Source organism: Streptomyces sp. CB01249, assembly GCF_001905735.1.
GTDB lineage: Bacteria > Actinomycetota > Actinomycetes > Streptomycetales > Streptomycetaceae > Streptomyces.
Window position 1 is genome coordinate 1528434 of the sequence record NZ_LISW01000002.1, and the last position, 15663, is coordinate 1544096.

At 73.3% G+C, this 15663-nt stretch carries 11 protein-coding genes; 7 read left to right on the forward strand and 4 right to left on the reverse strand.

What is annotated here, in order from left to right; translation table 11 throughout:
* Positions 1–23: 23 nt before the first annotated feature.
* Positions 24–1058: an adenosine deaminase gene (locus tag AMK18_RS15405; protein ID WP_018102352.1), complete on the reverse strand. Its 1035-nt coding sequence runs from the start codon at positions 1056–1058 to the stop codon at positions 24–26.
* Between the two features lie 117 nt (positions 1059–1175).
* Between AMK18_RS15405 and AMK18_RS15410 the strand changes: the two genes are divergently transcribed.
* Positions 1176–2150, forward strand: coding sequence for a DUF4190 domain-containing protein (locus AMK18_RS15410; protein WP_198957004.1), 975 nt, complete (start codon positions 1176–1178; stop codon positions 2148–2150).
* Positions 2151–2230: 80 nt separating this feature from the next.
* Here the strand turns inward: AMK18_RS15410 and AMK18_RS15415 are convergent, their stop codons facing one another.
* Positions 2231–2785 (reverse strand): NADAR family protein, encoded by a 555-nt coding sequence (locus AMK18_RS15415; protein WP_073863168.1) that lies wholly within the window; start codon positions 2783–2785, stop codon positions 2231–2233.
* A gap of 167 nt (positions 2786–2952) precedes the next feature.
* Between AMK18_RS15415 and AMK18_RS15420 the strand changes: the two genes are divergently transcribed.
* Together AMK18_RS15420 and AMK18_RS15425 are read left to right on the forward strand one after the other, a co-directional pair.
* Entirely contained in the window at positions 2953–3411 is a 459-nt protein-coding gene (locus AMK18_RS15420) for a hypothetical protein (protein WP_018102349.1), read from the forward strand.
* Positions 3412–3511: 100 nt separating this feature from the next.
* Entirely contained in the window at positions 3512–5335 is a 1824-nt protein-coding gene (locus tag AMK18_RS15425; protein WP_073863169.1) for a chitinase, read from the forward strand.
* Here AMK18_RS15425 and AMK18_RS15430 read toward each other — a convergent pair.
* Both AMK18_RS15430 and gabT read right to left on the reverse strand, forming a co-directional pair.
* On the reverse strand, positions 5289–6107 hold the full coding sequence (locus tag AMK18_RS15430; RefSeq protein ID WP_241836563.1) for a phosphatase PAP2 family protein: 819 nt from the start codon (positions 6105–6107) through the stop codon (positions 5289–5291). The genes AMK18_RS15425 and AMK18_RS15430 overlap by 47 nt on opposite strands.
* Positions 6108–6209: 102 nt before the next feature.
* On the reverse strand, positions 6210–7550 hold the full coding sequence (gene gabT / locus AMK18_RS15435) for a 4-aminobutyrate--2-oxoglutarate transaminase (RefSeq protein ID WP_073863171.1): 1341 nt from the start codon (positions 7548–7550) through the stop codon (positions 6210–6212).
* Positions 7551–7798: 248 nt separating this feature from the next.
* Between gabT and AMK18_RS15440 the strand changes: the two genes are divergently transcribed.
* From AMK18_RS15440 to AMK18_RS15455, 4 genes are all read left to right on the forward strand, one after another.
* A complete protein-coding gene (locus AMK18_RS15440) occupies positions 7799–10237 on the forward strand; it encodes an ATP/GTP-binding protein (protein WP_073863172.1) in 2439 nt (812 codons plus the stop codon).
* 131 nt (positions 10238–10368) lie between these two features.
* On the forward strand, positions 10369–11937 hold the full coding sequence (locus AMK18_RS15445; RefSeq protein ID WP_073863173.1) for a PucR family transcriptional regulator: 1569 nt from the start codon (positions 10369–10371) through the stop codon (positions 11935–11937).
* 124 nt (positions 11938–12061) lie between these two features.
* Entirely contained in the window at positions 12062–13507 is a 1446-nt protein-coding gene (locus AMK18_RS15450; protein WP_073863174.1) for an aldehyde dehydrogenase family protein, read from the forward strand.
* A 203-nt stretch (positions 13508–13710) separates the two neighbouring features.
* Positions 13711–15657 carry an acyl-CoA dehydrogenase family protein gene (locus tag AMK18_RS15455; RefSeq protein WP_073863175.1) on the forward strand — a complete coding sequence of 649 codons (1947 nt, stop codon included), beginning with the start codon at positions 13711–13713 and terminating at the stop codon, positions 15655–15657.
* The last annotated feature ends 6 nt before the right edge of the window (positions 15658–15663 follow it).

Here is a 15663-nt window from a genome sequence, read left to right on the forward strand (position 1 = left end):
GGGCCATTGTCACCGCCGGTACGTCAGCGTCCGGCGCGGGTCAGCCAGTTGGCGGTGTACGTGTCGATCTCGTCGGACAGCGTCCGCTTGCCGGCCGGGTCCAGGAAGGACGCCTCGACGGCGTTCTTCGCGAGCGCGGCCAGGCCGTGCTCGTCCAGGCCGAGGATGCGGGCGGCCACCGCGTACTCGTTGTTCAGGTCGGTGCCGAACATGGGCGGGTCGTCGCTGTTGATCGTGACCAGCACCCCGGCCTGGACCATCTCGCGGACCGGGTGCTGCTCGATGTCCTTCACCGCCCGGGTCGCGATGTTGGACGTGGGGCAGACCTCCAGCGCGATGCGCCGCTCGGCGAGGTGGTCGAGCAGCTTCGGGTCGGCGACCGAGCTGGTGCCGTGGCCGATGCGCTCGGCGCGCAGCTCGGTCAGCGCGTCCCAGACGGTCTGCGGGCCCGTGGTCTCCCCGGCGTGCGGCACCGAGTGCAGGCCCTCGGCGATGGCGCGGTCGAAGTAGGGCTTGAACTGCGGGCGGTCCACACCGATCTCCGGGCCGCCGAGGCCGAACGACACCAGCCCCTCGGGCCGCAGGTCCACCGCGAGCCGGGTGGTCTCCTCGGCGGCCTCAAGACCGGCCTCGCCGGGGATGTCGAAGCACCAGCGCAGCACGACGCCGAGCTCCCGCTCGGCCGCCTTGCGGGCGTCCTCGATCGCCTCCATGAACCCCTGCTCGGGAATGCCGCGCCGGGTCGAGGAGAACGGGGTGACCGTCAGCTCCGCGTACCGGATGTTCTGCCGGGCCATGTCACGGGCGACCTCGTACGTCAGCAGCCGGACGTCCTCCGGGGTGCGGATCAGGTCCACGACCGACAGGTAGACGTCGATGAAGTGGGCGAAGTCGGTGAAGGTGAAATAGTCGGCCAGCGCCTCGGGGGCGGTGGGGACCTTGGAGTCGGGGTGGTGCGCGGCCAGCTCCGCGACGATGCGGGGGGAGGCCGAACCGACGTGGTGGACATGGAGCTCGGCCTTGGGCAGCCCCGCGATGAAGGGGTGCAGGTCGGTCATCGGGGCCTCCGTGGGCGTGGAGTGTGACGGGCCCCGGTCATGGGGCGACCGGGGCGGGGGACGGGAGTCATCGTAGGACGGGCCCGTAGCATGACCGCATCACGATGGGGGAGGCCCATGTCAGACAACACAGATCAGCCTGCGGACGGGGCCGCACCGGTCGACCCCTGGGCACCGCCGGAGCGGCGCACCCCCGCGGCTTCGGGCAGCCCCGAGCCCTCGGACAGCCCGGCGGCCCGCGTGCCCCTGGACAAGAAGCCCGGCGCCGGGACCCCCGGCCCCGACGCCCCGGCGGACGCCGTGCCCGGCGACGGCATATCCGGCGCGCCTCGCCCGCCCGCCGTGCACGACCAGCAGACGGTCACCTCCCTGCCGGGCGTCGGAACGGGACCGGTCCAGCCCACCGGATTCGGCACGCCGCAGACCGGGCCCGCCGCATGGGCGGCGCCCGGAACCCCGGGAGCGCCCGGAACCCCCGGCGCCGTGCCCCCGCCGCCCGTCGGGCCGAACGGCCCCGGCCAGGCCGGACCGCCGCCCCAGGACGGCTTCCCGGGCGCCCCGGCGCAGGACGGCTACCCCGGCACCCCGCCGCAGTACGGCTATCCCGGCCCGCAGGCTCCGGGATACGGCTACCCCGGCGCCCAGCCCCCGCAGTTCGGCTACCCCGCCGGGCAGGCGCCGCAGTACGGCTACCCGGGCTACCCCGGCTACGGAAACCCGTGGGGCGGACCGGCGCCCGCCAACGGGATGGGCATCGCCGCCCTGGTGCTCGGCATCATCGCGACGGCCGGATTCTGCATGTACGGCGTGGGCATCGTCCTCGGCATCCTCGCGCTGATCTTCGGCATCATCGGCCGCGGCCGCGCCCAGCGGGGCGAGGCCGACAACGGGGGCGTGGCGCTGGCCGGGATCATCCTCGGCTCCATCGGGATCGTCGTCAGCGCGGCCTTCCTCGGCCTCTTCATCTGGCTCGTGACCAACGACGAGTTCGATGACGAGGACAGCGGGTCCGACTACGAGCCCGCGCCCGTCTCGCTCGTCGCCGAGGCGCGCGAGCTCCCGCCGCTGGGCCACTTCTCCCTACGGGCCTGAGCGCACCGGCACCACGGCGCGCGGGGCGACGGGGGACACCTCCGCCGCCCCGCGCGCCGTTCTGTACCGCCGGACAGGCCCTAGGCCCGCAGCTCCTCCCGGGCCGCCATCAGCGCGAACCCGAGCAGATTGAGCCCGCGCCACTCCGCCGGGTCCTCGGCGCGCGAGTCGTCCGCCGCCAGCCCGATGCCCCAGATCCGGTCCATCGGGCTCGCCTCCACCAGCACCCGGTCACCGGTGCGCTGCAGGAACGCGCCCAGCTCCGGGTCCTGGCCGAACTTGTGCACGCTGCCCGCCACCACCAGGCCGTACCGCTCGCGCTTCCAGACGGCGTCATCGAAGCCCCGGACCAGTCGGCCGACCTTCTTCGCCTCGGCCGGGGTCTTCGCCGCCACCGCCCGCTCCGCCGCCTCCGCGTCGCCGAACAGCCGGGCCTTGCCGGCCATCATCCAGTGCTCCGCCGACGCGTACGTCACGCCGTCGACCGTGAACGGCGAGGGCCACCACTGACTGAGGCAGCTCGCGCCGATGCTGCCGTCCGGGCGCGGCCGGTGCCCCCAGAAGTGCAGGTACTTCACCTTCTCGCCGCGGCCGGCCAGCTCGACGAGGTCTTCGACACTGCGCACGTCCCCCATGTGTTCCATGCTCCGGAGTCTGCCACCCGCCACTGACAACGGTCCGGCGTGACCCAGATCACTACCAATCAGTAGCCGAACCCGCGTCATGGATCGCCGCCGACCCGCTCTCTCCCGTGAACGCGCCCGCCGCCCGGCCGGCGCGACACGGACTACGGAGGCGGGCCATGAAGGGCTCGGAGGTCAGGGCAGCGGTCGAGTGGCTGGCGTCGGCGGCGCCCGACCCGGTCGCCTGCCGGTGGGACTGGGAGCGCGATCCGCGGGGGATCGCGCTGCTGCCCGCCGGCAGGCGCTGGGACGTACTGATTTTGCCGGGGGAGCTGGGCTATCCCACCCTCGACGTGCTCACCCGGCTCATCGACCGGCCGGGACCGGTCCTCGCGGACTTCGGCGAGTCCCGGATGGGCTTCTTCGTCCCGCCGGGCACCGTCGCCCGCTGGGTCGGCACGGGCATCCGGGGGGCCGGAAGCGGCACCTGGATCGTCGTCCCGCACCCGGGCCGCCCGGCCGGAAAGGTGCGCTGGCTCGTCCCGCCGGACGGCTCGGGCACCCTCACCGACGCCACGCTCCTGGAGCTCGCGATGCACGAGGCGGCGGCGGGCCCCGCAGGCGGCGAGGGGGTCTGACCGTGCCAGAGGTCTTGACAACCCGATTGGTCTGGACCATGTTGTGCGCGCCGCATCAATTCCCCGCGCCGCACCAATTCCCCCCTGTACGGAGGCCGTTGTGGAACGCACAAGACCCCCCGCCCGCATGACCGGACTTGTGGCCGCCTTCTCGGCCGCTCTGCTCGCCGCGGGCGGTCTCGCCGCCTCGGCGCCCACCGCCGCCGCGGCCGACGCCGAGCTGGCGGCCAACGGCACCTTCGAGGCCGGGCTGTCCGGCTGGAACTGCTCCGGCGGCAGCGGAGCGGCCGTCAGCACCCCCGTACACGGCGGGACTTCGGCGCTGAAGGCCACCCCGGCCGGCAGCGACAACGCGCAGTGCTCCCAGTCCGTGAAGGTCAAGCCCGGCTCGACGTACACGCTGAGCGCCTGGGTGCAGGGCAGTTACGTCTACCTCGGCGCCTCGGGCACCGGCACGACGGACGTCTCCACCTGGACACAGTCCGCCCCCGGCTGGCAGAAGCTCACGACCACCTTCACGACCGGGCCCTCCACCACCTCGGTCAGCATCTACACGCACGGCTGGTACGGCACCCCGGCCTACTACGCCGACGACATCAGCCTCATCGGCCCCGGCGGCGACCCGGTCGTGCTGCCCTCCGCCCCCACGGCCCTCAAGACCGGCACGGTCACCTCCTCCTCGGTCGCCCTGTCCTGGACGGGCTCCTCCGGGGCCACCGGCTACAACGTCTACCAGGGCGGCACCAAGGTCCAGAGCGTCACCGGGACCTCGGCCACCGTGACCGGACTCAGCGCCTCCACCGCGTACAGCTTCCAGGTCAGCGCCGTCAACGAGGCGGGCGAGTCCGCCAAGTCGGCCGCGGTCTCGGCGACCACCGGCAAGGGCAGCGAGGGCGGTACCGGTAGCCAGCTGCCGGCCCACGCGCTCGTCGGCTATCTGCACGCCAGCTTCGCCAACGGCTCCGGCTACACGCGCATGGCGGACGTGCCCGACTCCTGGGACGTCATCGACCTGGCCTTCGGTGAGCCGACCTCCGTCACCTCGGGCGACATCCGCTTCAAGCTCTGCCCGGTCACCGAGTGCCCGAACGTCGAGTCGGAGGCCGAGTTCAAGGCGGCCATCAAGGCCAAGCAGGCCGCCGGCAAGAAGGTCCTGATCTCCATCGGCGGCCAGAACGGCCAGGTGCAGCTCGCCACCACCGCCGCCCGCGACACGTTCGTCTCCTCGGTGAGCAAGATCATCGACGAGTACGGCCTCGACGGTCTGGACATCGACTTCGAGGGCCACTCGCTCTCGCTGAACACCGGGGACACCGACTTCCGGAACCCCACCACCCCGGTGATCGTCAACCTGATCTCGGCGGTGAAGACCCTCAAGGCCAAGTACGGCGAGAAGTTCGTCCTCACCATGGCCCCGGAGACCTTCTTCGTGCAGCTCGGGTACCAGTACTACGGCTCCGGTCCCTGGGGCGGCCAGGACCCGCGCGCCGGTGCCTACCTGCCGGTGATCCACGCGCTGCGCGACGACCTCACCCTGCTGCACGTCCAGGACTACAACTCGGGCTCCATCATGGGTCTGGACAACCAGTACCACTCCATGGGCGGCGCCGACTTCCACATCGCGATGACCGACATGCTGCTGGCGGGCTTCCCCGTCGCCGGTGACCAGACGAAGGTCTTCCCCGGACTGCGGCCCGACCAGGTCGCGATCGGCCTCCCGGCCTCCACCCAGGCGGGCAACGGACACACCTCGCCCGCCGAGGTCACCAAGGCGCTCAACTGCCTCACCAAGAAGACCGACTGCGGCTCCTACGCCACCCACGGCACCTGGTCGGGCCTGCGCGGCCTGATGACCTGGTCCGTCAACTGGGACCGCTTCAACAACTGGGAGTTCTCGAAGAACTTCGACGCCTACTTCGGCTGAGCACCCCGTACAACAGCAGGAGCAGCAGCCCGCACAGGAACCAGCTGCCCAGCACATCCAGCGGCCAGTGATAGCCGCGGAGCACCAGACCGATGCCCGTCATCGCCGTCAGCAGGACGGCGATGACGGGCATCATCCACAGGTGCCGCCCGCGCCCGGCGAGCAGCAGCGCCGAAGCCCCGTACGCCACCGCCGCCGTTGCCGCGTGCCCCGACGGGTAGTAGCCGGTGGCCTCCGTCAGCGGCCCGGGCCGGGCGATCCAGTCCTTCAGCGGTACGACGAGCAGGGGCACCGCCGCCATCGCGAGGGCCGCGGCCACCGCCTCCCACCGCCGCCCGCGCAGCACCGACCAGCCGAGGGCACAGGCCAGCACCGGAAGGGCGACCTGCATGTTGCCGAGATCGGCGAGGAATTCGGTGAGCCACCGGGGGCCGTGGCCGACGAGGGCGCGCCCGGCGCGCTCGTCGAGGCCGCGCAGCGGGCCGTCGGCGGCGATCTGCCAGGTGGTCAGCGCGAAGAGGGCCGACAGGCCCGACACCAGGGAGAAGAAAAAAGCCGTCCGCCCCGGAACTGGGGGGGTTGTTCCGGAGCGGACGAGTGGACCGGTTTGCCGCGCGCCCCGGGGGGTGTGGGGCGGGCGGCCATCCGATCGGTGAGGAGTTCCGGAGCGTGATGCCCCAGTGGTGTGCGCGAAAGCACGCCCGGGACGGTGCCGAGGAAGCTCCGACCCGGATTCACCCGCAGTCCCCTGCGGGCGGGGTGTTTCTCTCATCTGCGGAAACCGTACGTCAGGGGAAGGGGGACCGATAGCGGGTACGGTATCCCGCCATCGGCCCCCCACCTTTTCTTCACAGGCCCGCACGCGATCCGGGGATCAGAGGCCCGCGAAGGCGCCCTCCAGGACGTCCAGACCCTCGTTCAGCAGGTCCTCGCCGATCACCAGCGGCGGCAGGAAGCGCAGCACGTTGCCGTAGGTACCGCAGGTCAGGACGAGGACGCCCTCGGCGTGGCACGTCTTCGCGAGCCGCGTCGCCGCCTCCGGGTGCGGGTCCTTCGTACCCGGCTTCACCAGCTCGATCGCGATCATCGCGCCGCGGCCCCGGATGTCACCGATCAGCCCGCCGTTCGGCAGCTTCGCGCGCATCCCTTCGAGGCGGCCCTTCATGACCTCCTCGATGCGCTTCGCCTTCTTGTTCAGGTCAAGCTCGCGCATCGTCTCGATCGCCCCGAGGGCGCCCGCGCACGCGACCGGGTTGCCGCCGTACGTACCGCCGAGGCCGCCCGCGTGCGCCGCGTCCATGATCTCGGCGCGGCCGGTCACGGCCGACAGCGGAAGGCCGCCCGCGATGCCCTTGGCCGTGGTGATCAGGTCCGGGACGATGCCCTCGTCCTCGCAGGCGAACCACTGGCCGGTCCGGCAGAAGCCCGACTGGATCTCGTCGGCCACGAAGACGATGCCGTTGTCCTTCGCGAACCGCTCGATGGCCGGCAGGAAGCCCTTGGCCGGCTCGATGAAGCCGCCCTCGCCGAGCACCGGCTCGATGATGATCGCGGCGACGTTCTCCGCGCCGATCTGCTTGGTGATCTGGTCGATGGCCTGGGCGGACGCCTCCGCGCCGGCGTTCTCGGCGCCGGTCGGCCAGCGGTAGCCGTACGCCACCGGCACCCGGTACACCTCCGGCGCGAACGGACCGAAGCCCTGCTTGTACGGCATGTTCTTGGCGGTCAGCGCCATCGTGAGGTTCGTTCGGCCGTGGTAGCCGTGGTCGAACACGACGACCGCGGTGCGCTTGGTGTACGCGCGAGCGATCTTCACCGCGTTCTCGACGGCCTCGGCGCCCGAGTTGAACAGCGCCGACTTCTTCGCGTGGTCGCCCGGGGTCAGCTCCGCGAGCCGTTCGCAGACCTCCACGTACCCCTCGTACGGCGTGACCATGAAACAGGTGTGGGTGAAGTCCGCCAGCTGCGCGGAGGCCCGGCGCACGACGGCCTCGGCGGAGGCGCCGACCGAGGTCACGGCGATGCCGGACCCGAAGTCGATCAGCCGGTTGCCGTCCACGTCCTCGATGATCCCGCCGCCCGCCCGCGCGGTGAACACCGGCAGGGTGGAGCCGACGCCCGCGGCGACCGCCGCGAGCCGGCGGTCTTGCAGCTCGACCGACTTCGGACCGGGGATGGCGGTGACGAGTCGGCGCTCCTGCGGGATTTCGGTCATGCGGGGCTCCTGGGGGTGTTTCGGACGCTTCTTCGTTGTGCAGGCTAGGCGCGGTACCGGGGGCGGGGCATGCTCCGATCGGTAGTGGTCGCGTACGTGTCGTTGTCCGAGAAGGACAGAAGGCGGCGCGGGGGTACGGGGCAGGATCCCGGCGGTCACTATCCGGGCGCGTTGCTGAACTCACCGTGTGCGCGCACTAGATTGACCGGTGCAGTGACGGACCTGGCTGGTCAAGGGGGCAACGGTTCATGGACAACGACGGTACGCACGGCGCGTGGGACACGCGGGGCGCGCAGCCGCCGGGCGCACGGGCCGAAGGCTCCGTACCGCGTCCGGCGGGTCCGCCCCCCGCCGCCCCGCCCGCCTACCCGCCCACGGTCCCGCCGCCCGCCCGGCCCCCCGCCGCGCCGCAGCCCCTCGTGCACACCCCGGCCCCGGGCACCGCCTCGCCCACCGCCGACTGGTTCAACGCCCCCCGCCCCGAGGCCGCGCCCGGCGTCTGGCGGTACGGATTCACGCCCCGCCCCGCCGAGCGCCCGCCCCGCCCTTCGCTGGTCGGCCCGGCCGCGACGCTGATCCTCTGGCTGCTGCTGTGGCTGCTGCTCTCGGCGCGCGCCGTCCCCTATGTGTTCAAGCCGATCGAGATCATCACCGGGCCCAAGTGGTGGGTCCTGGGCGGTCTGCGGGAGGACGCGCCGGGCCTGGTGGTCGACTCGACCACCCTCTACTACGAGGTCCTGGTGCTCATCCTGGGCTTCTACGCCGCCCGGCTCGGCGGCTGGGCCCATGTCCTGCGGTACTTCGCCGGTGAGCGGTACGAACGCCTCAGGCTGACGCTGTCGGTGGCCGCCGCGGTGGTGCTGCTGTGGCTGGCCTGGACCCCGAAGGTGCCGCTGCTGCTCGTGCTCATGGGGTCGGCGCAGGGCTGGCTGCTCAGCGGCGACCAGCTGAAGGCCACCGTGGCCGCCTACACCTGCTACGCGCTGACCACCGCCATCGTCGTGTGGCCCATCGCCCGGGCCGCGCACTGGGGAGACGCCCTCCGCGACCTCCGCGCCGGACGCGCACCCGGACGCCCCCAGGACGCGAACGACACCGCCCCCGCCCCGGCGGACGGCCCCCTCCGCGCCCAGTGGCCCGAGCTGCGCGCCGCCGGCTCCGCCGACGCCGCCGAGGCGCTGACTGCCGCCGTGTACGCGGGCCGGATGAACGACGTGGACTGCGTGCGGGTGGGCCACGCCTGGACCGGGGCGCGCGGCCGCCCCGACCGTTTGGCCTCCTTCACCGAGACCGTGCTCCGCAAGGGCGCCGACGCCTTCCTGCACCCCTCCGGCCTCCGGGACGTGCCCCGGCGCACCGCCACCCACGACCCGCTCACCGGCCAGGTCCGCATCGGGGAGTGCGCCGACGACCCGCGCAACCCCTACCCCCGCCGGGGCTCCGGCCTGGCGCTGGAACCCGCCTCGCTCGGCACCTCCCTGCTGGCCGTCGGCCCGCCCGGCTCCGGCAAGACCGACCGGATCGTCCGGCCCGTCGTGGAGGCCCTCGCGCTGCGGGCGCTCACCGGCCAGGCCGCGGTGCTCGCCGTCGGCGGGGCGGGCGGCGGGCTCGGCCCGGACGACGCCTACGACGTCGTCATCCGCATCGGCGACCCCGCCTCCCTGCACGACTTCGACCTGTACGGCGGCACCACCGACCCGGACGAGGCCGCGGCGGCCCTCGCCGAGGGGCTGGCCGGGGACATCCCCGCCCTGGAGACCCGGCGCGCCGCGACCGCCCTCGGGCAGCTGCTCGGCCCGTTCCGCACGGTCCACGGCCGCTTCCCCTCCGTACCCGAACTGCGCGAACTCCTCGAAGGCTCCGCCGCCGCGCTCGGCGCCCTGCGCCAGGCCCTGGAGGCCGGGGGACACCAGGCGATGCTGCGCGAGCTGGAGGCCCGGGCCCGCCAGGCGGGCGGCGGCGCCGACCCGGCCGCCGTCCTGGCCGACCGGATCGCCACGCTCGACCGGCCCGCCTTCGCGGGGTTCTTCGCCACCGGCGAGGACGCCCGGCCGTTCTCGCTGCGCTCCCTGGGCCGCCACCCGCTGCGGGTCCGCATCGACCTGCCGGAGCGGGGCCACGCCGAGGCGTCCCGCATCCTGGCCCGCCTGGTGCTCGCCCAGTTCAACGCCGTCACCGCCGCCCGCACCGACCGCTCGCTGTTCGTCTGCCTCGTCCTGGACGACGCCACCCACACCGTCACCGCCGACACCGTCCGGGGCATCCGCCGCCTCCGCTCCGTCAACGCGGGCGCGGTCCTCGCCCTGCGCACCCTGGACGACGTGCCGGAGGGGCTGCACACGGCGCTGCTCGGGGCGTTCGGCTGCGCCATGGTCTTCCCCGGCCTCACCACCTGGGACGGCAAGCGCTTCGCGGAGGCGTGGGGGAAGGAGTGGGTGGAGGTCCGCGAGGTCGCCCAGCACGGCGTCTTCGCCGACCAGCCGCTCACCCGCGCCCTGCACTCGCTGCGCAAGATGGCCACCGGCAAGGCCGTCACCACGGACGCGGTGACCGTCCGCCAGGTCGAACGGGAGCGGTGGTCCGCCTCCGCGCTCGCCTACGAACTGCCGCACGGCCACGCGGTGCTCTCCCTGACCACCGTGGACGGCGCGCACATGCCCCCGCTGCTCGTACGGCTGGCCGGCTGAGGGGGAGGGGCGGCAGGGGCGCGCGGGACACGAGTGGCAGCGGTGACAGGGACTCTGCCACCCTGGCAGAATCGAAGTGAGCCGTTCATACGGGACGGCGAAATCACCCCCTGCCGAAGGCCCTCACCCCCATGCCGCCCACGCTCGCCTCGCTCGTCCAGCACTCGGCGCTCAAACTCACGGTGCGCGCGGGGGCGGACCGCCTCGGCACCCCGGTGCGCTGGGCGCACGCCAGCGAGCTGACCGACCCCGTCCCCTATATGGAGGGTGGCGAACTGCTGCTGGTCACCGCGACCAACCTGGACGCGGAGAACCCGGAGGCGATGGGGCGTTACGTGCGCAGGCTCGCCGACGCCGGGGTCGCCGGGCTCGGATTCGCCGTCGGCGTCAACTACGACGAGGTGCCCCAGCCCCTGATCGGCGCCGCCGAGGAGGCCGGGCTGCCGCTGCTCGAAGTGCCCCGCCGCACCCCCTTCATCGCCATCGCCAAGGCCGTCTCCTCGCAGATCGCGGCCGACCAGTACCGCGCGGTCACCGCCGGCTTCGAGGCGCAGCGGGAGCTCACGAGCGCGGCGCTCGCCGGGGACGGCCCCGCGGCCCTCCTCACCCGCCTCGCCGCCCACGTCAACGGCTGGGCCGCCCTCTACGACGCCGCCGGAGCCGTCGTGGCCGCCGCCCCCGACTGGGCGGCCCGCCGCGCCGCCCGGCTCACCCCCGAGGTGGAGCGGCTGCGCGCCCGCCCCGCCCCGGCGAGCATGGTCGTCGGCGACACCGACGACCGCGTCGAGCTCCAGTCCCTGGGCACCGGCCGCCGGGTCCGCGGCGCCCTCGCCGTCGGCACCGGGGCGGCCCTCGGCACCGCCGAGCGGTACGCCGTGCACTCGGCGGTCGCCCTGCTCACCCTCACCACCGCCCGCTCCCGCGCCCTCCAGGGCGCCGAACAGCGCCTCGGCGCGGCGGTGCTGCGGATGCTTCTCGCCGGCCAGCCCGACCACGCCCGCGCGGTCGCCGGGGACCTCTACGGCGGACTGCTCGACGCCCCCTTCCGGCTGCTCATCGCCGAGGGCCAGGACCCCTCGGCCACGGCGCTCCTGGCCGACGCGCTCGACACCGCGGCCGACCGGTCCGGCGAGACCCTGCTGATGGTCCCCGAGGGCGAACGCCTCCTGGTGCTGGCCGCCGACGGCGGAGCCGCGGTGACCGCCTGCCAGGCGTACGCCGAGGCGCAGGACGAGCTGACCCCGCGCGAACCGGCCGCCGCCCAGGAGAGCGATGTCGTGGTGGGCATGTCCGCACCGGCGGGCCCGGTCGCCGTGTCCGCCGCGTACAAGCAGGCGGAACAGGCCCTCTCGGTGGCCCGCCGCCGGGGCCGGGCGCTGGTCGAGCACGCGGAGCTGGCCACCGGGTCCGTGCTGCCGCTGCTGGCGGACGACGCGGTGCGGGCCTTCGCGGACGGAATGCTCCGCGCGCTGTACGAGCACGACGCCAAGGGCCGCGGCGATCTGGTCGCCTCGGTGCGCGCCTGGCTCTCGCACCACGGGCAGTGGGACGCGGCCGCCGCCGACCTGGGGGTCCACCGGCACACCCTGCGGTACCGGATGCGGCGGGTCGAGGAGATCCTCGGCCGCTCGCTGGACGACCCGGACGTCCGCATGGAGCTCTGGCTCGCGCTGAAGGTCACCACGCCCCCCGGGGCCTGACCGGCCCTGGCCAATAAGGCGCGCCCCTGCGCCGCTCTGCTCCACCCAGGACAAACGCCAGGCGGCCCCGGCGGCCCTACCGTGGGGGCCGACACACCCCACGCCATCGAAGGGCCGGAACTCCATGACCTCCACCCACGCCTTCTGGCTGGCCGGCCGCCAGGCCACCGGCGAGGAAAGCTTCGACGTCACCAACTCCTGGGACGGGCGCCTCGTCGGAACGGTCTCCGTCCCGACCGAGGCCCAGGTCGAGGAGGCCGTCGCCGCCGCGCACGCCGTGCGCGAGGAGTTCGCCGCGACCCCGGCCCACGTCCGCGCCGCCGCGCTCGACCACGTGGCCCGCCGCCTCGCCGAGCGCACCGAGGAGATCGCGCAGCTGATCTCCGCCGAGAACGGCAAGCCCGTCAAGTGGGCGCGCGGCGAGGTCGGGCGGGCCGTGTCCGTGTTCCGCTTCGCCTCCGAGGAGGCCCGCCGGTTCAACAGCGGCGAGGCCCAGCGCCTGGACACCGACGCCGGGGGCACCGGCCGCCTCGGCCTCACCCGGCGCTTCCCGCGCGGCACCGTCCTCGGCATCGCGCCCTTCAACTTCCCGCTGAACCTGAGCGCCCACAAGGTCGCCCCGGCCATCGCCGTCGGCGTCCCGATCATCCTCAAGCCCGCCCCGGCGACCCCGCTCTCCTCGCTGGTCCTGGGCGAGCTGCTGGCCGAGACGGACCTCCCGGCCGGGTCCTGGTCCGTCCTCACCGTCCCCAACGACCGGATGCCCGCCCTGGTCCAGGACGAGCGGCTGCCCGTGATCTCCTTCACCGGGTCCGCCCCCGTCGGCTACGCGATCATGGACTCGGTGCCCCGTAAGCACTGCACGCTGGAGCTCGGCGGCAACGGCGCAGCCGTCGTCCTCGGTGACTACGCCTCCGACGAGGACCTGGACTGGGCCGCGACCCGCATCGCGACCTTCTCCAACTACCAGGGCGGCCAGTCCTGCATCTCCGTGCAGCGCGTCATTGCCGACGCCGCCGTGTACGACCGGCTGCTGCCGAGGATCGTCGCCGCCGTGGAGGCCCAGGTCACCGGTGACCCGTCCGACCCCACCACCGACGTCGGCCCGCTCGTGGACGAGGCCGCCGCCCGGCGCGTCGAGTCCTGGGTGGACGAGGCCGTCGCGGCGGGCGCCCGGCTTCTCGCGGGCGGCAAGCGCGACGGGTCCACGTACGCCCCGACCGTCCTCGCCGGACTGCCCGACGGCGTCACCCTCGCGACCGAGGAGGTCTTCGGGCCGGTCCTCTCCGTGCAGAAGGTGAACGGCGAGGCCGAGGCGTTCGCCGCCGTCAACGCCTCGCAGTACGGGCTCCAGGCGGGCGTGTTCACCCATGACATCCAGGCCGCCTTCCGCGCCCACCGCGCGCTGGAGGTCGGCGGTGTGATCATCGGCGACGTCCCCTCGTACCGCGCCGACCAGATGCCGTACGGCGGAGCCAAGCAGTCCGGCGTGGGCCGCGAGGGCGTCCGCTACGCGATGGACGACTACACCTACGAACGCGTCCTCGTCCTCACCGGCCTCGCGCTCTGACGCCCACGCGGACGCATGCCGCACCCGGCGGCGGGCAGTTGAGTGGTGGCCGACCCGATCGGCGCCCCGAGGCTGGTCGACCCCGCCGGAATCGGGTACATACGGACGAGTAGAACCGGACAGGTACGCACGGGCGGGACGGACCCCGCCGCCCGTGCGCCTGCCGGGTCCGCCCACCCGACGACGCGGCGAGGTGAGCCCTCATGTCCGCTCCATCCGCACAACAGCCCACGCCCAAGGTCACCGAACGCGAAGCGCGCCAGGTCGCCGAGGACGCCCGGGAACAGGACTGGCGCAAACCCAGCTTCGCCAAGGAACTCTTCCTCGGCCGCTTCCGCCTGGACCTGATCCACCCGCACCCGCAGCCCGCGGGCGAGGACGTCCGGCGCGGCGAGGAATTCCTCGCCCGGCTCCGCGAGTTCTGCGAGACCCGGGTCGACGGCGCCCTCATCGAACGCGAGGCGAAGATCCCCGACGAGGTCGTGCGCGGCCTCAAGGAACTCGGCGCGCTCGGCATGAAGATCGACGTCAAGTACGGCGGCCTCGGCCTGACCCAGGTCTACTACAACCGGGCCCTCGCCCTGGCCGGCTCCGCCAGCCCCGCGATCGGCGCGCTGCTCTCCGCCCACCAGTCGATCGGCGTACCGCAGCCCCTGAAGACCTTCGGCACCCAGGAGCAGAAGGACGCCTTCCTGCCCCGGCTGGCCCGTACCGACATCTCGGCGTTCCTCCTCACCGAGCCGGACGTGGGCTCCGACCCCGCGCGGCTCGCCACCACCGCCGTCCGGGACGGGGACGACTACGTCCTCGACGGAGTGAAGCTGTGGACCACCAACGGCGTCGTCGCGGACCTCCTGGTCGTCATGGCCCGCGTACCGAAGTCACCGGAAAGCAAGGGCGGCATCACCGCCTTCGTGGTCGAGGCGGACGCCCCCGGCATCACCGTCGAGCACCGCAACGCGTTCATGGGCCTGCGCGGCATCGAGAACGGCGTCACCCGCTTCCACCAGGTGCGGGTGCCCGCCGCCAACCGCATCGGACCCGAGGGCGCCGGGCTCAAGATCGCGCTGACCACGCTCAACACCGGGCGGCTCTCGCTGCCCGCGATGTGCGTCGGCTCCGGCAAGTGGTGCCTGAAGATCGCCCGCGAGTGGTCCGCCGTCCGCGAGCAGTGGGGCAGGCCGGTCGCCCGGCACGAGGCCGTCGGCTCCAAGATCGCCTTCATCGCCGCGACCACCTTCGCCCTGGAAGCCGTGGTCGACCTCGCCTCGCAGATGGCCGACGAGGACCGCAACGACATCCGCATCGAGGCGGCGCTCGCCAAGCTGTACGGCTCCGAGATGGGCTGCCTGATCGCCGACGAACTGGTCCAGATCCGCGGCGGACGCGGCTTCGAGACCGCCGCATCCCTCGCCGCCCGGGGCGAACGGGCCGTGCCCGCCGAGCAGATGCTCCGCGACATGCGGATCAACCGGATCTTCGAGGGCTCCACGGAGATCATGCACCTGCTGATCGCCCGCGAGGCCGTCGACGCCCACCTCAAGGTCGCCGGGGACATCATCGACCCCGACAAGCCGCTCTCCGCCAAGGCGAAGGCGGGCGCCAACGCGGCCGGCTTCTACGCCAAGTGGCTGCCCAAGCTCGTCGCGGGCCCGGGGCAGCTCCCGACCACCTACGCCGAGTTCAACCCGGCCGGCCACCCGGACCTGGCCACGCATCTGCGGTACGTCGAACGCGCCTCGCGCAAGCTGGCCCGCTCCACGTTCTACGCGATGTCCCGCTGGCAGGGTCGGATGGAGACCAAACAGGGCTTCCTCGGCCGGATCGTGGACATCGGCGCCGAACTCTTCGCGATGAGCGCCGCCTGCGTCCGCGCCGAGCACCTGCGCGCCACGGACGAGCACGGCCGCGAGGCGTACCAGCTCGCCGACGCCTTCTGCCGCCAGGCCCGCATCCGCGTCGAGGAGCTGTTCACCCGGCTCTGGTCCAACACCGACGACCTGGACCGGCGCGTCGTGGAGGGCGTCCTGTCCGGCACGTACGGCTGGCTGGAGGAGGGCGTGGTCGACCCGAGCGGCGAGGGCCCCTGGATCGCCGACGCCACCCCCGGCCCCTCCACCGAGGAGAACGTCCACCGCCCGATCCGCTGAACCGCC

Coding starts and splice junctions, on each gene's coding strand:
- AMK18_RS15405 (WP_018102352.1), bottom strand. CDS start 1,058: ATGACCGACCTGCACCCCTTCATCGCGGGGCTGCCCAAGGCCGAGCTC.
- AMK18_RS15410 (WP_198957004.1), top strand. CDS start 1,176: ATGTCAGACAACACAGATCAGCCTGCGGACGGGGCCGCACCGGTCGAC.
- AMK18_RS15415 (WP_073863168.1), bottom strand. CDS start 2,785: ATGGGGGACGTGCGCAGTGTCGAAGACCTCGTCGAGCTGGCCGGCCGC.
- AMK18_RS15420 (WP_018102349.1), top strand. CDS start 2,953: ATGAAGGGCTCGGAGGTCAGGGCAGCGGTCGAGTGGCTGGCGTCGGCG.
- AMK18_RS15430 (WP_241836563.1), bottom strand. CDS start 6,107: ATGAGAGAAACACCCCGCCCGCAGGGGACTGCGGGTGAATCCGGGTCG.
- gabT (WP_073863171.1), bottom strand. CDS start 7,550: ATGACCGAAATCCCGCAGGAGCGCCGACTCGTCACCGCCATCCCCGGT.
- AMK18_RS15440 (WP_073863172.1), top strand. CDS start 7,799: ATGGACAACGACGGTACGCACGGCGCGTGGGACACGCGGGGCGCGCAG.
- AMK18_RS15445 (WP_073863173.1), top strand. CDS start 10,369: ATGCCGCCCACGCTCGCCTCGCTCGTCCAGCACTCGGCGCTCAAACTC.
- AMK18_RS15450 (WP_073863174.1), top strand. CDS start 12,062: ATGACCTCCACCCACGCCTTCTGGCTGGCCGGCCGCCAGGCCACCGGC.
- AMK18_RS15455 (WP_073863175.1), top strand. CDS start 13,711: ATGTCCGCTCCATCCGCACAACAGCCCACGCCCAAGGTCACCGAACGC.